This is a genomic window from Sphaerospermopsis reniformis, from assembly GCF_005402885.1.
GTDB lineage: Bacteria > Cyanobacteriota > Cyanobacteriia > Cyanobacteriales > Nostocaceae > Sphaerospermopsis > Sphaerospermopsis kisseleviana.
Genome location: NZ_BJCE01000081.1, coordinates 1 through 21,473, shown reverse-complemented (window position 1 = coordinate 21,473; position 21,473 = coordinate 1). Strand labels below are relative to the sequence as shown.

General features: G+C 37.3%; 19 protein-coding genes and 2 pseudogenes. 13 read left to right on the top strand and 8 right to left on the bottom strand.

Going from position 1 to position 21,473, the window contains the following annotated elements:
• Positions 1 to 905 precede the first annotated feature (905 nt).
• Entirely contained in the window at positions 906 to 1,286 is a 381-nt protein-coding gene (locus FFR48_RS13230) for a hypothetical protein (protein WP_137667675.1), read from the bottom strand.
• Positions 1,287 to 2,069: 783 nt separating this feature from the next.
• Between FFR48_RS13230 and cysE the strand changes: the two genes are divergently transcribed.
• Together cysE and FFR48_RS13220 are read left to right on the top strand one after the other, a co-directional pair.
• Positions 2,070 to 2,822, top strand: a complete 753-nt coding sequence (cysE, locus tag FFR48_RS13225) for a serine O-acetyltransferase (protein WP_096568077.1) — start codon at positions 2,070 to 2,072, stop codon at positions 2,820 to 2,822.
• Positions 2,823 to 2,913: 91 nt separating this feature from the next.
• Positions 2,914 to 3,612 carry a L,D-transpeptidase family protein gene (locus tag FFR48_RS13220; RefSeq protein ID WP_137667674.1) on the top strand — a complete coding sequence of 233 codons (699 nt, stop codon included), beginning with the start codon at positions 2,914 to 2,916 and terminating at the stop codon, positions 3,610 to 3,612.
• Between the two features lie 76 nt (positions 3,613 to 3,688).
• Here FFR48_RS13220 and FFR48_RS13215 read toward each other — a convergent pair whose 3' ends face one another.
• Positions 3,689 to 4,270, bottom strand: a complete 582-nt coding sequence (locus FFR48_RS13215) for an Npun_F5749 family FMN-dependent PPOX-type flavoprotein (RefSeq protein WP_096568074.1) — start codon at positions 4,268 to 4,270, stop codon at positions 3,689 to 3,691.
• 140 nt (positions 4,271 to 4,410) lie between these two features.
• A complete protein-coding gene (locus tag FFR48_RS13210; protein WP_137667673.1) occupies positions 4,411 to 4,809 on the bottom strand; it encodes a DUF4351 domain-containing protein in 399 nt (132 codons plus the stop codon).
• A 38-nt stretch (positions 4,810 to 4,847) separates the two neighbouring features.
• On the opposite strand from FFR48_RS13210, the gene FFR48_RS13205 reads away from it, so the two are divergent.
• From FFR48_RS13205 to nrdJ (FFR48_RS13195), 3 genes and pseudogenes are all read left to right on the top strand, one after another.
• Positions 4,848 to 5,204: an immunity protein CdiI family protein gene (locus FFR48_RS13205; RefSeq protein ID WP_137667672.1), complete on the top strand. Its 357-nt coding sequence runs from the start codon at positions 4,848 to 4,850 to the stop codon at positions 5,202 to 5,204.
• Positions 5,205 to 5,383: 179 nt separating this feature from the next.
• Positions 5,384 to 6,637, top strand: a pseudogene (gene nrdJ, locus FFR48_RS13200) (ribonucleoside-triphosphate reductase, adenosylcobalamin-dependent); the annotation flags it as partial.
• Between the two features lie 244 nt (positions 6,638 to 6,881).
• Positions 6,882 to 7,952 (top strand): annotated as a pseudogene (nrdJ, locus tag FFR48_RS13195) (ribonucleoside-triphosphate reductase, adenosylcobalamin-dependent); the annotation flags it as partial.
• A 91-nt stretch (positions 7,953 to 8,043) separates the two neighbouring features.
• Here the strand turns inward: nrdJ (FFR48_RS13195) and FFR48_RS13190 are convergent.
• Positions 8,044 to 8,877, bottom strand: a complete 834-nt coding sequence (locus tag FFR48_RS13190; protein ID WP_137667671.1) for a DUF3598 family protein — start codon at positions 8,875 to 8,877, stop codon at positions 8,044 to 8,046.
• Positions 8,878 to 9,040: 163 nt separating this feature from the next.
• On the opposite strand from FFR48_RS13190, the gene FFR48_RS13185 reads away from it, so the two are divergent.
• The 4 genes from FFR48_RS13185 to FFR48_RS13170 all read left to right on the top strand — a co-directional run bounded on the left by FFR48_RS13185 (position 9,041) and on the right by FFR48_RS13170 (position 12,780).
• Complete coding sequence (locus FFR48_RS13185) at positions 9,041 to 9,259, top strand: ssl0294 family protein (RefSeq protein WP_096568065.1); 219 nt, start codon at positions 9,041 to 9,043, stop codon at positions 9,257 to 9,259.
• Between the two features lie 364 nt (positions 9,260 to 9,623).
• A complete protein-coding gene (rbp, locus tag FFR48_RS13180) occupies positions 9,624 to 9,905 on the top strand; it encodes an RNA-binding regulator (RefSeq protein WP_096568063.1) in 282 nt (93 codons plus the stop codon).
• Positions 9,906 to 10,524: 619 nt separating this feature from the next.
• Entirely contained in the window at positions 10,525 to 11,094 is a 570-nt protein-coding gene (locus FFR48_RS13175) for a pentapeptide repeat-containing protein (RefSeq protein WP_096568061.1), read from the top strand.
• A gap of 165 nt (positions 11,095 to 11,259) precedes the next feature.
• Positions 11,260 to 12,780: a hydroxysqualene dehydroxylase gene (locus FFR48_RS13170; RefSeq protein WP_371851444.1), complete on the top strand. Its 1,521-nt coding sequence runs from the start codon at positions 11,260 to 11,262 to the stop codon at positions 12,778 to 12,780.
• Positions 12,781 to 12,892: 112 nt separating this feature from the next.
• On the opposite strand, the gene FFR48_RS13165 is transcribed toward FFR48_RS13170, so the two are convergent.
• Positions 12,893 to 13,150, bottom strand: coding sequence for an RpnC/YadD family protein (locus FFR48_RS13165; protein ID WP_307722521.1), 258 nt, complete (start codon positions 13,148 to 13,150; stop codon positions 12,893 to 12,895).
• A gap of 87 nt (positions 13,151 to 13,237) precedes the next feature.
• On the bottom strand, positions 13,238 to 14,089 hold the full coding sequence (locus tag FFR48_RS13160) for a DUF72 domain-containing protein (RefSeq protein WP_137667668.1): 852 nt from the start codon (positions 14,087 to 14,089) through the stop codon (positions 13,238 to 13,240).
• A 175-nt stretch (positions 14,090 to 14,264) separates the two neighbouring features.
• Between FFR48_RS13160 and FFR48_RS13155 the strand changes: the two genes are divergently transcribed.
• Positions 14,265 to 14,708 (top strand): TOBE domain-containing protein, encoded by a 444-nt coding sequence (locus FFR48_RS13155; RefSeq protein ID WP_137667667.1) that lies wholly within the window; start codon positions 14,265 to 14,267, stop codon positions 14,706 to 14,708.
• Positions 14,709 to 14,893: 185 nt separating this feature from the next.
• Here FFR48_RS13155 and FFR48_RS13150 read toward each other — a convergent pair whose 3' ends face one another.
• Positions 14,894 to 15,175 (bottom strand): DUF427 domain-containing protein, encoded by a 282-nt coding sequence (locus FFR48_RS13150; protein ID WP_096568054.1) that lies wholly within the window; start codon positions 15,173 to 15,175, stop codon positions 14,894 to 14,896.
• A gap of 204 nt (positions 15,176 to 15,379) precedes the next feature.
• On the opposite strand from FFR48_RS13150, the gene FFR48_RS13145 reads away from it, so the two are divergent.
• Together FFR48_RS13145 and FFR48_RS13140 are read left to right on the top strand one after the other, a co-directional pair.
• A complete protein-coding gene (locus FFR48_RS13145) occupies positions 15,380 to 15,847 on the top strand; it encodes a hypothetical protein (RefSeq protein WP_137667666.1) in 468 nt (155 codons plus the stop codon).
• Between the two features lie 66 nt (positions 15,848 to 15,913).
• Positions 15,914 to 18,286, top strand: coding sequence for an NACHT domain-containing protein (locus FFR48_RS13140; RefSeq protein ID WP_137667665.1), 2,373 nt, complete (start codon positions 15,914 to 15,916; stop codon positions 18,284 to 18,286).
• A 37-nt stretch (positions 18,287 to 18,323) separates the two neighbouring features.
• On the opposite strand, the gene FFR48_RS13135 is transcribed toward FFR48_RS13140, so the two are convergent.
• The gene (locus FFR48_RS13135; RefSeq protein WP_096568048.1) at positions 18,324 to 18,833 is read right to left on the bottom strand and encodes a DUF29 family protein; all 510 of its coding nucleotides are present in this window, start codon (positions 18,831 to 18,833) and stop codon (positions 18,324 to 18,326) included.
• A 265-nt stretch (positions 18,834 to 19,098) separates the two neighbouring features.
• On the opposite strand from FFR48_RS13135, the gene recQ reads away from it, so the two are divergent.
• A complete protein-coding gene (gene recQ / locus FFR48_RS13130; RefSeq protein ID WP_137667664.1) occupies positions 19,099 to 21,243 on the top strand; it encodes a DNA helicase RecQ in 2,145 nt (714 codons plus the stop codon).
• Positions 21,244 to 21,473 lie beyond the last annotated feature (230 nt).

Sequence of the window (21,473 nt, the reverse complement as noted above, 5' to 3'; positions counted from 1 at the left end):
GTTGTTTCTCATGTTGTATTCACCTGGTCTGATTACGAGCGTGTTGTTGAGTTAGGTCGTGTTCTTGTCTGGTCTGTTCTTGTTCTGTGCTGAGCCTGGGCCTAGGCTGTCCTGGACCTGTCCTGGGCCTCTCCTGTGCCTGTCCTGAGCCTGTCCTGAGCCTGTCCTGAGCCTGTCCTGAGCCTGTCCTGAGCCTGTCCTGAGCCTGTCCTGAGCCTGTCCTGAGCGGTGTCGAAGGGCGGTGTCGAAGGGCGGTGTCGAAGGGCGGTGTCGAAGGGCGGTGTCGAAGTAAGCCGAAGTGCTTTCAAAAACTGCCAGCTTTTATGAGGTGGCAACTGAAAAACCTTGCACTTAATTCCTACTTCAAGAAAAAATCGTTCCTATCCAACTCTTGAAACTGTCACCGTGGCGTAGCACCTGTCACTGGTCCTTCACAGATAACTTTTTCAGCAAACCCTAAATATTTCTCCCTAACTCCCCCTACCATGAGGAAAATAGGAAAAGGGGCGTTCCTCAACGCCCCATCTATGCAATCAAAATCCTCATTTCCACCGTCAGCCAAACAATTCAAGGTTTTGGCAATTTGGCAGACAAAATTTTTTAGTTACCGTTTTAATAGAAATATCAACAAAAAGAACAGGACAGTTAAAAATAGTTCCAAGGGAAGGATGGCAGCCAACCCTCAGAACTTACAGCCACTCGCCAGTTGTTGATGAAGCACTGCACAATATCGCTATATGTTGTAGCAGTCCCTTAACCTTGTAGTCGCTTCACTACAACTGGCTAAATATCTCACAGGAAACATATAACGCTTTTATTAGTTTTATCAGTTCATCCATTGTTTGGTTGAGCATTTTTTGATTTGGCATGAGCCGTCTAAAAAAACATTGGTTAGTCATTATCTCTTAGTCGCGCAGCATTTGGGAAATGATTTTGTCAGCTTGCAATCTCTGATAAGTCAAGCGGAGCAAACTAGCAGTATCGAACAAACCACAAACATAGCAGGCAAAACCCAAAGCATCGAACAGCATCAAGCTACTAACGCCTTCTTTGGCCAGGGATAATACAAACCCAGTCACCCCTGGCGCACTTGCATCTAGTGGCATTATCGACAACAGGAAACGTATACAATCGGCTGAGACAATCGTGCCTTCTAATTCTTTGCTATCCGTCGCTAGACGAACAATACCAACCAAAATTTGATTTGGTGTCATTCCTTCTTCCATGAGAAGGACAAATAAAGATGCCAGACTATCTGGAGTGTGTTTATCGAGTTTGATATTCATCGTGCTTACATATTTACGTGTAACAATAAACTCAAAATTTTTTGTAGATCCGGAAAATTTAAGCCAATTTTTTTACTTTCTAGATGTGAAATAATCGTTACCGAGCCAACCGTAATTACTGAGTGAAGGCAAGTCAGTAATATATACCAGCAGTCAGTAGAAACATTCCACCGGAATATTTTTACAGCATTAAAACCTCTTGCTGCATAGCAGAATGAGTTACATTTTTTACTTAATTTACCAACAATATTTAGTATTCAGTAAATCATAAAGTTATTTGTGTAGGCTGGCTGTGGAGAACTGTTAGTTTTGGTAAAAATAATTCCAGAGTTAATGAGACAGAGCAAATCAAATCTCTCATCTAACAAACCCTACCATTTACCTAAATATCCAAAGAGAATTTCCGAAACCTCAGAAATTTCCTCTCTGCACCCTGCACTTTTTTGCTTGACTAACACAGCAGATTACAAGTTCCTGAAACTACAAAATCTACTGACAAATTGATGCACCATGACCATTAGACTACTAATCACGGTAGCAGTTTCCGAATCTTAAACCACAAGGCAACATCTTGGCTGTGATCTGAGTCATATCTGTTAGGTTAGGGAATAGGGAATAGGGAAAATTTCTGAGGTGGAATGTGCGTCAAAGGATTAAATTGTATCTCTAGCTGTGTGTTTTTTTCTGGTTGCGGTTTTTGCGTCATGTCAATCACCAATCACCAATTACCAAGTAACGATAAAATGGGAAAGTAGCTTGTTTTGCTTATTGGGTACTATCTAGATGCTATCTACACTGCGTGCCGACTTTCGCATCATTTTTGAACGTGACCCAGCAGCCCGGAATTGGTTAGAAGTCTTGTTTTGCTACCCTGGTTTACAGGCTTTAATCCTTCACAGACTGGCTCACTGGTTGCGTGCTATTGGCATTCCCTTTATTCCCCGGCTCATTTCTCATATTGCTCGGTTTTTAACGGGTATTGAAATTCACCCAGGGGCAGTAATTGGCAGAGGCGTATTTATTGACCACGGTATGGGCGTTGTCATTGGCGAAACCGCCATTATTGGAGACTACGCCCTCATTTATCAAGGCGTTACCCTGGGTGGTACAGGTAAAGAAAGCGGTAAACGTCACCCCACATTAGGTGAAAACGTCGTTGTTGGTGCAGGGGCAAAAGTTTTAGGAAATCTGCAAATAGGTAATAACGTCCGTATCGGTGCAGGTTCAGTAGTTTTAAGAGATGTTCCCTCTGATTGTACCGTTGTCGGGATTCCTGGACGTATTGTTTACCGTTCTGGAGTGAAAGTTTCACCATTGGAACACAACAACCTACCAGACTCGGAAGCTCAAGTAATTCGTAGTTTACTAGATCGTATTGAAGCACTAGAAGAAAAAATAGAAACTCTACAAAATCCCGTCAAAGTTCCGGTTTTAGTAGGTAAATACATTCAAGTAGATGAATTACCAAAAGAGCATAATTTCTGTAATCTTCGAGATAAAACAATACAGGAATTTTTAGACGGTGCTGGGATTTAACCAATGTAATAATTCAGGAATCAGTAGTTAGGAGTCAGGAGTCAGGAATCAGAATATTTATTTGTAGCAGGTTTAAACAAACATACAAATCATGAATACAGAATCAATAACCAAATACCTTAAACAACAGAGAATCCTATTAAACATTATTTTGTTTTTTGTTACTGGTTCTGTATTTTATGGGTTACTCTTGCGTGCAGGTTTGATATTTCCAGTGACAGAAATTGCCGAGGTTTTATGTATGACAAATTGTCAAACAAATCACAAAATACATAAACCTATAATTGGCAATGAATTATTAAATTATGACCAACCAATAGAAAAAATAATTACCGAACCTATTAATAAAGATCAGATATCTATTTTAATTGAAAAATCTCAGCACAGACTAACATTATATTACAATCTCACACCTATTAAATCTTATCCTGTGGTTTTTGGTGCTAACCCCACAGGTGATAAAAAAAGAGAAGGTGATAAAAAAACACCCGAAGGGATTTTACAAATTAAAGACCTTTATCCTCATCCCCAATGGTCAAAATTTATGTGGTTAAATTATCCTAATTCACAATCTTGGAGAAAGCATTTTCAAGCTAAAATCAATGGTGAATTAGCTTGGTATCTTCCTATTGGTGGTGAAGTAGGTATTCATGGTGTACCTGCGGGTGCTGATGAAATGATTGATGCAAAAAATAACTGGACTTTAGGTTGTCCATCTTTAAAAAATAAAGATGTAGATGAATTATATAAATTGGTTCAGAAAGGTACAATTGTGGAAATTTTACCTTAATGTCAAGAGCAATAGGTGACAGGTGACAGGTGACAGTAATAAAAGAATAGAAGTTAGGAGTCTACTACCTGAAGACTTACGGATTGATTTCTTCAAAATCCCATTCTTGATTTTCATCAAGTTTATAAATAGTTCTATTTTGTGGTTCACCCCGCAGTTCTAAATAGTCTACTTCGGTAGGTTCAAGTAATAATAAACAAAAGGTTTCTAATGGTTCTAAAGGGTTGGGTGCTGATGGTGTAAAGGCTTCTGGTGTTCTTACTCTTTCTTTACCAGGAGTAGGCCAAGCAAATTGTAAACGTGCAGCATCACTTAATTCTTGCCACATTTTTATTCTCGCTGGTTGTAAATGTGGATGAGAATTAGCAGTAATTAAAATTAATTTTCCACTAATACGAAATTGTTCTCTAGAGTTGGGAAAATACCAACAAATTTCTGCTGCTGGTTGTTGTGGTATTTGTTCAGCTTTTGCACTACGAATATCGGTAATAAATTTTAGCTGGTTGGTATCTTCCAGAAAACCACGAAATACTACAGTGCGGTTTGCAGGTAAACCATTTTCTCGCACGGTTGCAAGTTGCACATAACGGGAATAAACTAAACTGCGGTTTTTGTGTAAAGCGCGAGTTATTAAACTTCTCCAAGGTGCTAGGGACATTATTATTACTGTAAGATTTTTGTAATTTGATTTTTATTGGTTGGTTATGTAATTATAATTTAAAATCTACTATTTTTGAAATCCCAACTTCTATAAATAGTGAATTTTTTTGAAAAGTCAGGGATCTGATCAGTAATAAATTAATCTTGCACTTGACTTAACCAACTTTGTAAATCTTTTAAACTGGTAGAGTCTAACAACGCTTCTCCAAGATTTTCTAAATTGCTCAAAGATAAGTTAGCAATATTATTTTTTGCTTCCTCCGGTAACTCTCCCAAACGTCTAGTTAACTGTCGCATAACTAAATTTAAAGCACTTTCTTGTCTTCCTTCCTGTTTAATTTCTTGATAAGTGCGACTTCTTTCTAATGAAATTCCTAACATGACTTGAACCTCCCGCAAAGTCAAATTTTCAAATCTGTACATCATGATTGTAGTAATCATTTCTAAAATCATCTCATTTGATGATGATTCTTGATTACTTTTTGTTAATAAATACCTAGCTGCTGCTGGTGCTTGACTTTTTTTTAAAGTAGTCAGCTAACCCTAGAAATTCCCCATAAGTTGGTAAATTGATTATGGCAGAAAAAATCAAACTCATGGCTGATTATGGATGCTACCCTTTATGGTGGGTTAGCTCTGATAAAGTTGGAGATATTGATCCAGAAACTATGCTATTAAGTGAAGAAACTATCAGCCGTTTGGCAAAATGGGCAGATATTTATGATGCAAAGTTAAACTGGGAAGATCCTGGTTCATCTGGGTTTTCAGATGTAAAAGCAGCAGCAGCTTTTGAACAAGAAGGTATTAGTTTGTGGAAACAACTACAAAAAGAACTTGCACCTAATTATGAAGTTTTATATTTTAGTGAGCAATTACGTAGAGTTGTAACAGATATCAATGAATTAGAATCTTTACTTGCTATCAATGCTTAGTAGTAAATGATAACCTTCACTAACCCTGGTACATAGTCAGGGTTTGACAATAAAAATAAAAAATTGTTACACATTATACAAAATACTTCAAATCACAAAGTGGTAAATTTAGCAACCTTTCATAATATAACGAGTTGGCGTTATAGTCTTAATCTGTGATTAAGCTACAAAAATTTCTTATGGTTCAAGAATTGCAACGTCAACGCCAGAGTGCATCTTTCCCCGAAACCGCACCAGCAGCAAACCCTGTATTTTTTAGAACCTACAGCCGTCGTACAGCAGCAGGTTTAAGAGAATCCTGGAATGAGGTGTGCGATCGCACTTTACAAGGTTTAGTAGAGTTAGGCAAACTTACCCAAGAAGAAGCCGCCCTCTTAGATAAAATGCAACGCAATATGAAATCCCTACCCAGTGGCCGCTGGTTGTGGGTTGGTGGCACAGACTGGTTAAAAAAATCAAAAAACTTTTCTGGTGCTTATAATTGTACTTCTACCAACTTAGTAGACTGGAAAGCCTTCGGTTTAATGATGGACTTGGCCATGATGGGTTGTGGTACAGGCGCTATTATCGAACCGCAGTATATTAATCAATTGCCCCCTATCCGTAATCGCTTAAATGTTACCATCACAGGTGAAGTTGGCCGTACACCTGTAGAACAGCGTCGAGAATTTACAGAAACCGATATACAAGGTAACACCGTTACTATTCACGTCGGAGATAGTCGGGAAGGTTGGGTAAAGTCCTATCAAACCCTGTTAGAGCTTTCTACCGATGAACGCTTCAGTTCGACTTCGCTCACTGACCATACCGATGACGTTCAGGTAATTGTAGATATTAGTGATGTACGTCAGTCCGGGGAAACCCTGAAAGGTTTTGGTGGTGTTGCTAACCCAGTAAAATTACCTGGTTTATATGAACGCTGCGCCTCTATTCTGAATAAAGCTTTAGGTAGACAGTTAACCTCTGTGGAATGCTGTTTATTAATTGATGAAGCTGCTGTATCAATTGTTGCTGGAAATATACGCAGAAGCGCGGGGATGCGCCAATTCGTTGCAGAAGACCAACAAAGCGCAACAGCGAAAGATAATCTTTGGCATCAAGATACAGAAGGTAACTGGCGCATAGATCCTGAGCGTGATGCTTTACGTATGGCCAACCACACAAGAGTATTTCACCGCAAACCCACCCTAGAAGAATCTATTGCCGCAGTGCAAAAGCAGTATTACAGTGGTGAAGGTGCAATTCAATGGGCTGGTGAAGCGGTGGCAAGAGCTAATATTGATTTACTCAACACCCCAGAACTGAAAAAAGACTTCCTGCAAGCTTACGAACAAGGAAAAGCTAAAGCATGGATACAACAACATCATCCAAATATTGATGAACAAGAATTAGAACATCGTTTAGGTAGATACGGGCTTAATCCGTGTGGTAAATAATTATACTTGCCTCACGTAAAAAATCCGGCAAAATCGGTGAAAGCTGAGACTGCTAATGCCGAGGTAATTACAGGAACTAAAAAGCCTGTAACACCGTAGAGAGTAGAAGTTGAACCTCCCAGGAGAATAAAAGACTTCCACGAGTGCCGGACTACAGGAAACTGTAGAAAATGTACTCCGAGCTAGTGCGAATTAAAGCACTAGAACTAAAGGATAAAGAGCCTTTAGGATAACAAAACTGGAAATAATAGGAACTAATTTCCACTGTAATTTGTCTGAGGTACACTTAAACCAACTCGATCCCGACAACTATAAAGAACAAGAGGAAGCATTTAAAGCCGGTGCTTTATCTGTTGCTGCATTATTAAACCATCACTTCCAAGAACCCCGCTATCAATATAGTCGGGAACTTGATCCCATCGTCGGCGTTTCCTTCACTGGTTTATTTGACTTCTTTGTTCATGCTTTTGGTGTGGACTGGTTGCGCTGGTGGGAACAAGGCAGACCTGAAACCCCTGAAGGACTGATATTTAAACGCGGTGAGCAAAAATACCTCAGCAAATGGAGAGAAATAGTACATAACGCTGTTTGGGAATATTGCGATAAACACGGAATTAAACGCCCCAACCGTTGTACTACTGTGCAGCCTAGCGGGACAAAATCTTTATTGACTGGTGCTAGTTCTGGTTGGCATCCACCCAAAGCGCAAAGGTTCATCCGCCGGATCACTTTCCGTAAAAATGACCCTGTAGCCTTAGCCTGTATAGATTATGGGTATAATGTCATACCTTCTCAATCTGACAAAGACGAAAACGGTAACTTGTTAAATGATCCGTTTGATCATCGTTGTACAGAATGGTTGGTAGAAATACCCGTGGCTGTCTCTTGGGCAGATTTACCAGGAGCAGATGAAATTGATGTATCCAAGTTTTCTGTATTGGCACAGTTAGATTTTGTGATGCAAGTGCAGAAATACTACACTACCCATAACACCTCAGCGACTTTAGAGTTACGTTCTGAGGAAGTTGAAGTTTTGGGAACACGCATTTATGAAGCGGTGAAAAATGATGAAGGTTACATTTCTGCGGCTTTATTAGCGCGGTTTGATGACATTCAAACTTTCCCCCGTTTACCCTTTGAACCCATAGACAAAGCAACTTATGAGCGTTTATCTGCTGAGGTGAAAGCAAGACGTAAAACCGATGATTTTTGTGGTGCTTTAGGTCGTTATGATTTAGGGGAAATGTCAGAAGCAGGACCTAGCGGTTGTGACTCTGATAAATGTATGTTCCCTGAACAGTCACCCACATAAGGAGGCAGAAGGCAGGAGACAGGAGGCAGGAGGCAGGAGGTAAATATTTTTTTCCCTCGTTCCCTATTCCCTGTTACCTGTTCCCTGTTCCCTAAATATTTTTAATTTCAATCACATGAGTTGAACTTATCCATTCTCCTTTTGCATTGTAGGTACGAATTAACCTTTGGCGTTCGTTGTCTGTGACTAACCAACCAGCTTCTATAAAAAAGGGTTTTCTTAGTTCTAGTTGGACGGGAACATTACTAGAAATTCCATCGGGTAATAATAAGATTTCTCTGATATTTCCTTCTTTTTCAAATATCAATTTATTACCTGCTATCTTGGCTTTTGAGCTAATATTTTGACCTGCAAATGAAAGTTGATGTTCTAAATATCCGTTGTCTAGTTCTTTGATTTCTAAATAACTGGTATTTGTTTCTGAGGGGCTGAGGTCTGAATATACTGTGTGCGCTTGACCTTCCCATTTACCAATTAGTTGTTCTACTGTCAATGGTGGTCTTTCTTTGGCTTCTGTACCAGTTCTAAATTCTCTAATTAAGGTTAAATTACTAAATTTTCCTTGTTTGTCAAATAATTGCACTAAGCGCGATCGCCTATTTTCATCTATAAAGCCATATTCTGCACCAAATTCTGTAAACGGTGCTAGTTGTAATGTTCCTTTGGCAAACGCACCTGTGTTAAAAAATATGTTTTCTTTGGCTAAAGAACGATATTCTTGTTGATAATCTTGAATGGGAGAACTATCATAATTATTACTATCAAAACGACGTAATCTAAACAGTACAGCTTGGTTATTATCAATGGCTTCTAAGTTTAAAATGCTAGGCGTAGATTTTAATATTTCTCCCTGGGGGGATATTTGAGTAAATGAACCCCTCCACTCACCTATATTTTTGATAAAGTTTTCCCAGTTGCTTGTCATAGCTTAATAAATTTCAATTCAATTAATTTGTTGTGGATTGAAAAAATCATAACTATTATACATCTTAATATTATTAAATTTGTTTATTGTCACTTATTAGCCAGTATCTGTTAAGATTGATGAAGAATTAATAATTTTTTTACGGCAATACTTGGAGAGTGTAATGTTTATTAGTGAATTGTCTCCTCTATTTAAAGAACTTGCCCAGCATCCAGTGTCATTTATGGGTGGGTTTGTTTCTGGTGTCCTCCGACTTAACCTAGCTGATGATCCTGTTAGAAGTTGGCTAGATCAACATATTACTTCAGCCAACTTCCCCAAAACAGCCACTGAAGTCCAGAATGGCAAAGCCTCTGGCCCTCAACAAATTTCAATTGATTAATCAATTATAAACCGTTAACATTTCAACGTTAACGGTTTATAATTGCTAAAATGTAATTAGATTACCGCAGCTTGTTAGCAATAAATTCTGTTAAATTATCCAATAGATCAAAGCATATAATTTTATATTATAATTCTTTGTAAATTCTCATACTTTGGAAAATGTCATAATCAGTTATCATAATGAGCAGATGGGTATGTTCAGTCTGGTGGCAGGTTGAGTAGTGAACTAGTATAATTGATGACTAATCTCCTCCAATTTTTGTCATACATGAATCCAAGGCAACGGGAGCAATGCTTAAAATTTGCTGAGTTCCAGTTTCCATCTGAACTATCGCTTTTTGTTGAAAATTACGTGACTCATAATGACTATCTACGTTGGAAATCTCTCTTACCGCGCAACCGAAGCAGACTTAAAAGCCGTGTTTGCTGATTATGGCGAGGTCAAAAGAGTTGTTTTACCTACTGACCGCGAAACCGGAAGGATGCGCGGATTTGCTTTTGTTGACATGATCGAAGATGCACAAGAAGATGCTGCTATCACAGAATTGGATGGTGCAGAATGGATGGGTCGTCAACTAAGAGTGAATAAAGCAAAACCACGAGAGGATGATCGACGAGGTAGTTGGTCTAAAAAAGAATATTAATAATATAGAAGTCTTATCTTAGCAGATTGTTTCTATTTATGCAAGTAAGCGATCGCTAAAATCCAGCTAGAAACAATTGCCAATCACACAACGCTATATAATTATGCCCGACTAGAGATTCATTGCAGACAAATGTTAAGACTAGTCGGTTTTTTTATAGCAAATTCAGTCTTGATGATTCCAGCCAAAATTTCCGCATAAAGTCCCTGAAATTGTTTGATATTCGTGACAAACCCTAACAGATTTTTAGCATTTGTGGAAAAGTGATTTTTTTATAGGTACTATATATATAGTATATATAGTCATCCTCAATGATTTCTCAACACTTTCTATTACCTATTTCCTGTTTATTGCCCTCATGAGTCAGTATGGCTACTTCATGCAAGGTATAAACACTCAAACTTTTGATTTAGCTACATTTATGTTGGCAAAATTCGGATGCTCCCAATATCAATGTTATCGGTAGCATTCATTATATTGATCAATTTGAGGTCACTAAAATAGTTAATATATTTGAGATTTTAGTTTTAATAATTGTATTTATTTTCGTATTTTTCTTAAATAAATTTTCGCCAAATACAAATTAAATCTTCCAACTAAGTACAAATAACTCAAAACTATGGATATTCAAGAACTATTAACTAGGTATGCCAGAGGAGAAAGAAGCTTTAACGGTATTGCATTACCTTCCGCAAACCTACAAGGAGCTAACTTGGGTGGTATAGACTTTGGTAGAGCAGACCTCAGAGGTGCAAACCTCACCGCAGCATCTTTGAGTGGAGCAAATTTAAGTAAAGCAAATCTCAGAGGTGCAACACTAGAAAATGCTAATTTATCAGAAGTGATTCTCTGTGGTGCTGATTTAACTCAAGCTATACTAACTAATTCCCATTTAAATGAATCAGACCTTAGTGGAGCTTTATTAACTGGTGCAGATTTATGTGATGCTAATTTACATCAAGCATCAATCACAGCCGCCAACTTACAAGGTGCAAATTTAAGTGGTGCAAAAATGGGAGGTGTGCGGATGTGGAAGGCAAATTTACAAGGCGCAAATTTAACCGGCGCTGATTTAAGTGAAGCTAATCTGTGTGAGGTAAATTTGACCAGAGCTAATTTAAACGCCACAGATATGAGTGAAGCTTTTTTAACAGGTGCTATTATGCCCGATGGCAGTATTCATAGTTAATGAAGAAACAGGAGGCAGAATTTTGGATTTTGGATTTTGGATTGTTTTTGCCAATTCCAATCTAAAATCTAAAATCTAAAATCTAAAATCTAAAATCTAAAATCTAAAATTTTCTTTCCCTGTTCCCTGCTCAAACCGATATGATAACTATCTGTACAGAAAAACATGGGTGCAAAAATGTCAGAATTACAACAAAAACGGGTAGTAGTTATCGGTGCTGGTTGGGCGGGTTTAGGGGCAACCTATCATTTAGCAAAACAAGGTTATGATGTCACACTTTTAGAAGCAGGACCATATCCTGGTGGTTTGGTAGCAGGTTGGCAAACCTCAGCAGGAAAATCTGTAGAAGCCGGTATTCATGGCTTTTGGTATCCTTACAGAAATATATTTTCTCTCATCAATGAATTAGAAATAAACCCCTTTACAACTTGGACTCGTTCTGCTCAATATTCTCCCGCAGGTTTAGAAGTTGAATCACCAATTTTTCAAGATTTACCCAGACTACCAACCCCCTTAGGAACTTTTATTTACCCGCAATTTCAAAGATTACCATTAATTGACAGACTCAGCGCCTTACCTTTACTTTATAGCTTAATTGATTTTGATAATTCTCATGATGCTTGGCAAAGATATGATTATATAACCGCCCGTGAATTATTCAAAACTTTTGGTGTTTCCGCCAGACTTTATAAAGAAGCATTTGAACCTATGTTATTAGTGGGTTTATTTGCCCCTGGTGAACAATGTTCAGCCGCCGCCACTTTAGGAATGTTATATTATTTTATCCTCGCTCACCAACCAGATTTTGACGTAGTTTGGTGTCGGGGAACAGTAGGCGAAAAAATCTTTCGTCCTTGGGTGCAGAAGATAGAAAAGTTAGGGGCGAAAGTTTTAGCTAAACATCGAGTTACAGATGTAATTGTCGGTGGTAATAATCAGATTAAAGGTGTAGTTTGTGGTGATCAAGTTTTTGATGCTGATGCCGTGATTTTTTCTGTAGGAATTACAGGAATGAAAAAAATTGTTGCTAATAGTCCTAGTTTACAACATTATACAGAATTTAGAAATATCAGCAATTTAGGAGCAATAGATGTATTAGCGACTCGGTTATGGTTTGACAGAAAAATCAATATTCCTCGTCCTTCTAATGCTTGTTTTGGATTTGATAATACAACCGGATGGACTTTTTTTGATTTGAATGCTTTGCATGATGAATATAAAAATCAAACCGAAACAGTTGTAGAAGTTGACTTTTATCATGCCAATCAATTTTTACATTTAAGTGATGAGGAAATTGTCAAAATAGTTCAAGGTTATTTAGCAACTTGTGTACCAGAATTTAAAGAAGCAAAAGTAATTGATAGTAGCGTCATTCGTTTAGCAAATGCAGTTACACATTTTTCACCTGGTAGTTATCAGAATATGTTACCAGCTAAAACCAGTTTGAATAATGTATTTATGAGTGGTGATTGGATTATTAACCGTCACGGTTCATGGTCACAGGAAAAAGCCTTTGTTACAGGTTTGGAAGCTGCAAATTTAGCAATTGATTATTTAGGAACAGGGAAAAAAGCAAATATTTTACCTATAGAACAAGATGAACATCATATACAAATAGCGAGAAATGTGAATCAAGCTATCCGTGATGTGGGTAAATCAATTTTACCTAATTTTTGGTTGCCTTAATTTGCTTAATTTGCTTAATTTGCTTAATTAGATCCCCTAGATCCCCGACTTTTTTTATTATCATATCCATAAATTTTGACTGAATTGCAGAAGTCGGGGATTTTGGTATCAATTATGATCCTTGAATTGATTTTTGTATTTCCTCAACTTGCTCAATAGATAACTCTGTAACTTGAGCAATTTGTGGTAAACTCATACCAATTCTTAGTAAATTGATTGCTACATTCCTAGCTTTTTCAGCTTTACCTTCAGCTTTACCTTCAGCTTTACCTTCTTCGAGAATTTCTTGGTAAATTACAGACTCGCGCATAATTTCACTCCTGAAAATCTTCCTGATCACTTGTTTATCTAAAACTAACCCTGCTAACACGCTACTAGCAGCAGCTATATTTCTTTGTAACCTTGGATCTGTAATGGTTTCAACAGCTTTCGCTACTTCGTTTTTACTGTCACCTACTTACCATAAACTCAGTTGATTACTATTACTAATAGTATTCCAAGGTAAAGGTGGAATCTCTACATCATTTTCTTCTAACAATTGTTGAAAATAACGTGCATTATTAGGAGACATATCCTCTGTAGGACAATGTACAAACAAATAAATTTTAATTCCCTCTGATAACCACTTTTTAATATATGTCACCCATTCATTCATAAATTGCTCATTCATAGATAAACGGGGATGGGAAATAAACCGAATTAATGTAAAATTGGCAGTGACAGAAAATTGTACTGGTAATTGTGGTTTACGCCTTTCTGATGCTAATTGTGGATCATCTTCCCCAGAATACACAGGACGAGTATCTAATAAAACTCTACCAACTCCTAAATTTTCTAACAAAGTTGTTAAATTACTCAAATGAGGTTCTTTAAACCAGTCACCATGTCTCACCTCTAATGCTAAAGGTACATCTTGACGTGGCCATGCTTCCAGGAATGTCTGCAAGTCATCCAGTAACGCAGGTGAGTAACTCGGTGGTAGTTGGGCAAACATTGGACCCAAACGCTTACCTAATGGTTGCATTCTCTTTAAAAATGCTAACGCTTCAGGAATATGGGGTTGCAGTAATTTTTGATGGGTAATATCTCGCGGTAACTTTAGGCAAAACTCAAACCCCGGAGGTGTTTCTGTCATCCAACGGGTAACGGTTTCCGGGTTAGGAACAGCGTAAAAAGTGGTATTACCTTCTACCGTGGTAAAACGACGACTGTAAAGATGCAAAAAGTCCGTGGTGCGAGTTCCAGAGGGGTAAAGTTCGCCCACCCAACCTTTATAAGCCCAAACTGCACAACCGATGAAAAATTTCACAAAACCAGTTCACAAAACCAAATACTATCTGATCTGATTTAATTCTATAACTAGGTATTGGCTTTGATAATGTTTGATGATGTTTGATGATTAATTTTTGCCACTACCTGCTAGGATTGTATCAAGATTCTATAATAATGAGTACCAAATAAATTGGTATATTTTTGGTAAACTTATGCCCAGAAAAGAACAAGGTTGGGTAACATTCCAAACCTCAGAGGAAGAACGGAAGATTTTAGAAGAGTTTTGTCAGCATTCTCAGCGTACTAAAACTGAGATTTTGCGGGAACTGGTACGCGGGTTAAACCAAAAATCTGTTTCATCTGCACCCACAATATCACAACCAACCCCCCAAGAGAAGGTAGAAACTCAGACTGTTGAGATAGAAAATATTATTCCCAAGAAACCATTAAAAGTTAGTTCTCGTAATGTTTTAAAAGGAGTGGTTAAACGAGTAACTACCGGAACTGTTAACAGTGAAATAACTTTAGAAATTGTACATAAAGTTGAATTAACTTCAATCATTACTAAAGTATCCGCAGAGGAATTAGGATTAGTTGAAGGTGCAGAAGCTTATGCTGTGATTAAGTCTAATGATATTGTCATTGCTAAGGATTAAATGTAAGCATTCAGCCATCAGTAATCAGTAGGGGTTTAGCAGTGCTAAGAAAATGTTTGAAAAGTCACTCATGATGTGTCAAAAATTTTCTATTTATCCCCCTAAATCCTCCTTGAAAAGTCGGACTTTGATTAATCTCTTTTACATTCTAGATTTAAGCTGATTACTGATAGCTGAATGCTTACCTATGCTTCCACCTTCACACCTTTCCAGAAAGCAATATAACCTTCTATATTTTTCGCTTTCTCTTTGGTGCTGGGATAGTACCAAGCTGCATCTTTGTTAACTTGTCCATCTACTTCAATGGTGTAGTAACTCGCAACTCCCTTCCAAGAACAAGTGGTGTGAGTATCACTGTCTTTGAAATATTGTTTGTTAATAGCGTCAGCAGGAAAGTAATGGTTTCCTTCTACGACTACGGTATTATCACTTTCGGCTAAAGTTGCACCGTTCCAAGTTGCTTTCATAGTGAGGATTGAAAAGAAAGTTTACAATTCTTATTGTGACATTTTTAGGTGACTACTGGATAGTATTTACAAAATTCCTGAAAATAGGCTAAGATTGCCCTTGATTTGTGGTATGTACTGAATTTGGTTTGGTTGACTTTTTTGCGAAACAGCTATCACGACTGTTGAAATAATCTTTACGGTAAATTACTTGATAGTGAATTTATGGAACTAATCACACTTACTGCTGTTGTAACTGCTGTTGTTACAATTTTAGGTAAACCTCTAGAGAAAATGGGCGAAAACCTTGGTGATGTCATCTGGAAACAAACCGGTAAATTAATCACTAAGCTACGCGACAAGCAACAAGCACCATCCCTGACTGCATCTATAGAAGCAGGTGAAACGGCAATAATAGATTATGGTCAAGCTGTGCTAGAACTAACCGAAGCAGCAGCAAACGACCGGGAAATTGCTGAAGCTGTACTAGATGTGGAAGCAGCAGTAAATAATGATCAATCGGAAACTGCTAAGGAAATTAAAGCTAAAGCAGAAAAAATTGAATCAGATGTTAAATCTCAGCCTTCAGTTATTAATAAATTTGCGAAATTGGCAGAGGAAATAAAAGCAGAAAAAGGGTCAATGGTTGCCCAACAAATTACAATTGGGACACAACATAATACTTATAATTGACTACAGCCGCCCGATGGGGAGAGTCGGGCAAAGTTAACTCCCAATTGGCCTGAAATCTGCCGGGAAATGTTAGCAGAAAGGCAGAAATTAACCACAAATCCTCTCACTCATGCTGAAGGGGTTAATTTTCGGGTGCAAGATGTTTATGTACCACTGGGTTTGGTGGAACGGAAAAAACAACCCAAACAAAAAAGTAATCTTGATATTTCTCCAGAAAGGGGTTCAGAACTTTATCAAGAAACAGAAATTACTCAAAAATATGAAAATAATGAATTTTTAGAACAAGTTTTTCACCAAAAAAATACACCAAAAAGTCAAGGTAAACGCATTGCCATTATTGGTGAACCAGGGGCAGGTAAAACTACATTATTACAACAAATTGCTAATTATTTATCTCACCAAAATACAGATGCTATTATTATTTGGATATCTTTAGCTGAATTAGAAAATCAAACATTACAAGATTATGTATTTACAACTTGGTTAAATGCTGCTAGTCAACAAGCAAACAAAGCGGCAGCTGATCAAAATATTAAAGATGATTTAACTAGCCAATTTAACAACGGTAAAGTATGGCTGTTGTTAGATGGGTTAGATGAAATGGTTGTCACATCTGGTAATCCTTTAGGATATATTAATCAAGCAATTTGTCAAGGGGGAATTATTACTCAAGCGCGAATTGTCTTAACCTGTCGGGTAAATTTATGGGATGGACAAAGTAATGCACTGTCTGATTTTGATACCTATAGAACTTTAGATTTTTCCTATCCTGAACAGGTGGAATTATTTATTAACAACTGGTTTATCAAAGAACCACAACAGGGAGAATCTTTATTTAATGATCTCCGGCAACCAGGAAAAGAAAGAATCCAAGACTTAGTAAAAAATCCACTACGGTTAACGCTACTTTGTTTTAATTGGCAACAGAAAACCGGAAGTTTACCAGATACTCAAGCCGGACTCTATCAGCAGTTTGTTGATGATTTTCATAAATGGAAGCAAGAATTATTCAATCAAAATGTAGGCGATAAATTAGACACTCTCAAGGATAAATTGGCAGAGTTAGCTAAAGTCGCTATAGACAAAGAAGCTACTCGTTTTCGCTTGTCAGAAACTTTAGTCAATGAATGCTTGGGTAAAAACAAGGATCAAAATTCTTTACTCAGTTTAGCTTTAAAATTGGGTTGGTTAAATCAGGTAGGCAGAGATCCAAACGGAAAACCTACTTATGCTTTTTTCCATGCGTCATTTCAAGAATATTTTGCAGCCACAGCAATTGATGATTGGGATTTTTTCTTACCCAGAAACCATAAAAATAACCCTATAGAAAATAAACAATATCGAATTTTTGACCCACAATGGAAACAAACTATATTATTGTGGTTTGGGAGTAAGGATGTAGATAAAGCTCAAAAAGAGGCATTTATTCAAGCATTGATAAATTTTCAAGATGGCTGTGCGAAATATCAAGGTAAAAGTTTTTATGGTTATCGAGCCTATTTTTTAGCTGCTGCGGCCATTACTGAGTTTAAAAACTGTGATCGAGCAGATGCAATAGTTAAACAGATTGTTGATTGGAAATTTGGTAATTTTGACACTATTAGAGAGCAAGTTACAACAGCATTACAAGAAACGGAACGCACAAAAGCGATCGCCGCTTTAGTGCAACTTATCCAAACATCCCAGGATGAGTACACCCGTTGGCGGGCGGCTGATAGCTTAGGGAATATAGACCCTGGCAATGAAAAAGCGATCGCCGCTTTAGTGCAACTTATCCAAACATCCCAGGATGAGTCCACCCGTTGGCTGGCGGCTGAAAGCTTAGGGAATATAGACCCTGGCAATGAAAAAGCGATCGCCGCTTTAGTGCAACTTATCCAAACATCCCAGGATGATTTCACCCGTAGGCTGGCGGCTGAAAGCTTAGGGAATATAGACCCTGGCAATGAAAAAGCGATCGCCGCTTTAGTGCAACTTATCCAAACATCCCAGGATGAGTCCACCCGTTGGCGGGCGGCTGATAGCTTAGGGAATATAGACCCTGGCAATGAAAAAGCGATCGCCGCTTTAGTGCAACTTATCCAAACATCCCAGGATGAGTCCACCCGTTGGCGGGCGGCTGATAGCTTAGGGAATATAGACCCTGGCAATGAAAAAGCGATCGCCGCTTTAGTGCAACTTATCCAAACATCCCAGGATGAGTCCACCCGTTGGCGGGCGGCTGATAGCTTAGGGAATATAGTTAATAGTAATCAGGCACGATCTTTGCTAATTCAGACTTTAAGTAGTTATATGTTAAATAATAAAAGTTATGAACTGATCTGGAAATGCGCTCAAAATATGCCCTATCCCGAATTTTATCAAGCTGGGTATCAGCCTTTCTTGGGAACTCGCTTAGTCAGAAGTTTAAAAAGTATTCTATTTATGCGTATATTTTAATCAACTCATAGAATTCAAATTTTCACAATTTATTATATTACTCAAACCAATCTTCACCACCAGGCAACTGTGCCAAATAATTATCAATCATATTTGCTAACTCTTTAGGCTGATGTTGATAAGTTAATTGTAAAATATTCTCAGCAAAATTAATCAACTCTTCTCGATTCAACCTTTGGGAAACTTGACTTGGTTTTAACGTCCCGCCAAAAATCTCTGCACTCGCTGGACGAATCGCCATTTCTACTGCTTCTGCTAACAATTCTTGCCATTCATCAGCTTTAATATAATATGATTTTTGATTATCTTTGATATTCAATTTAGCAATTTGAATCACAGAATCAGAAATAGAAGCAATCCAAGAATTAGTTAAACGCTGTTCAATTTGATTTTTAATCAGATGAATAACCAACCTCACTAAAAAAGCCTCTATTTTTCGCAACGTTGCCTGTTTACTCATATCCTCCAAATCATCAATAATTTCTAAAGCATCATCATAACGACCTTCTAAGATACTTTGTCTTAAATCTATTAACTCTTGAGTCATAATTATTTCCTAGAAATGCTAACTTATAATAAAATCCTCATTTTCATCCTGTACATCCTAAAATCCTGGAAATCCTGATTCAGACAATTTCAAATTCATCCTGTTAATCCTAAAATACTGGAAATCCTGATATGGCTAACGCCACGCTTCGCTATCAGACAATCCTAGTTTATAATTATAGCCACTATTTCCCGTTGTGTAACCAGCGTGAGTTAAAATTTTCATATCCTGATCCCTGCCTGAACAAACTGCACACACATTTACCATGCTTCAGTATCCCCAACTAGAAAAATATTTAAAAAATTACTTTGGTTATGACCAATTTCGCCCTGGACAACGGCAAATTATTGAAGATGCCCTGCAAAATCGTGATTTAATGGTAGTTATGCCCACGGGTGGGGGTAAATCTTTATGTTTCCAATTACCTGCACTTTTAAAACCAGGTTTAACAGTAGTGGTATCACCATTAATAGCATTAATGCAAGACCAAGTGGAAGCACTGAAAAATAATAATATTGCTGCCACATTTCTTAATAGTAGTCTCAACACCTATCAAGTTCGCTCCCGTGAAGAAGCAATTATGACTGGTAAAGTTAGATTATTATATGTTGCTCCTGAACGGTTAGTTAGTGAAAGATTTTTACCGCTTTTAGATGTAGTTAAAGAAAAAATTGGTCTGGCTAATTTTGCTATTGATGAAGCTCATTGTGTGTCTGAATGGGGTCATGATTTTCGCCCAGAATATCGGCAATTAATATTATTAAAAAAACGTTTTGCTCATGTCCCAACTATCGCTTTAACTGCTACTGCTACAGATAGAGTGCGAGCAGATATTATTCAACAATTAGGATTAAAACAACCAAGTATTCACATTGCCAGTTTTAATCGCCAAAATCTTTATTATGAAGTGCGTCCTAAAAGCAGTCGTTCATACAGTGAAATCTTAGAAATAGTCAGAGAAAATGAAGGTTCAGGAATTATCTATTGTTTAACCCGAAAAAAAGTTGATGAACTAACTGTTAAATTACAAAATGATAAAGTTGCTGCTTTACCCTATCATGCAGGTTTAACTGATGATGAAAGAAGCAAAAATCAAACTAAATTTATTCGGGATGATGTGCGGGTAATGGTAGCGACTATTGCTTTTGGTATGGGTATTAATAAGCCAGATGTGCGGTTTGTAATTCATTCAGATTTACCTCGTAATTTAGAAAGTTATTATCAAGAATCAGGACGTGCAGGAAGAGATGGTGAACCATCACGGTGTACTTTATTTTTTAGTTTTGGTGATGTGAAAACTATTGAATGGAGTATTAACCAAAAAACCGATCCCCAAGAACAATTAATAGCTAAACAACAACTTAGACAAGTCATAGATTATGCTGAAGGAACAGACTGTAGAAGAACAATTCAATTAGGTTATTTTGGGGAAAGATTTCCCGGAAATTGTGGTAATTGTGATAATTGTCGTTATCCCAAACCTGTGCAAGATTGGACTATTGAAGCAATGAAATTTCTATCTTGTGTAGCGCGGTGTAAAGAAAGATATGGCATGAGTTATATTATTGATGTGTTACGAGGTGCCAAAACTCAAAAAATCACTTTGAATAAACATGATCAATTATCAACTTATGGTATAGGTAAAGATAAAACTGCTGATCAATGGCGAATGTTAGGGAGATCGCTTTTACATCAAGGTTTATTAGAACAAACTAATGATGGTTATTCGGTGTTAAAACTGAATGCTTTAAGTTGGGAAGTAATGCGAAAACAACGCCAGGTTTCTATTGCTGTTCCTGTTTCTCAAAGATTAAATTTAGTAGATGTGAATAGTAAAGCTTTGGATGTGGAACTTTTGATGAACAGGTTGCGAAGTTTGCGGAAACAAATCGCCGATGAACAGGGTTTTCCACCTTATATGATTTTTCAAGATTCGACTTTAAAATTAATGGCACAAGTCAAACCTAAAACTTTAGAAGAATTTGCTAACTTGGATGGTGTAGTTAGTTATAAAGTCAGTCAATATGGGGAAAAGTTTTTATCAGTAATTCAATCCCATTGTCAAGAACAAAGTTTTCCACCACCCAAAAATACAGATCATTACCCAACTGATACGGAATCAACTACCTTGGAATTATATCAACAAGGTTTGAGTATTCAAGAAATTGCTGCAAAACGCAATGTAAGAACTACTACAATTATCCGTCATCTTTCTGATTTAATCGAAAAAAATCAACCTGTAGATTTAAATTTGTTAGTACCTTTAGATAGACAAAAGAAAATTTGGCAAGTTATAGATGTTTTGGGTGATATTTCTTTAACTCCTATTAGGGAATATTTAGGAGAAAGTTATAGTTTTGATGAAATTCGTTTAGTTAGAGCTAGATGGCGTAAAGAAAATAGAAAATAACGATTATTAAGTTAACTTCATTTGATGAAGTCTAGGCATAGTCAGCCTAAGAAACATCCTATTCCTGAAATTATTATTTTACAGCAAATTTCAGGTAAATGAGATAAGCTGTTGTGCAGCTAAATCGAATAAACAGCATTACCTTTATTTTTAACTTTGCGCTCCCATTTAATAATAAGACCTCCTTCGTTTAGCAATTTATTTAATAATTCTTCTAACTGTTCTACTGA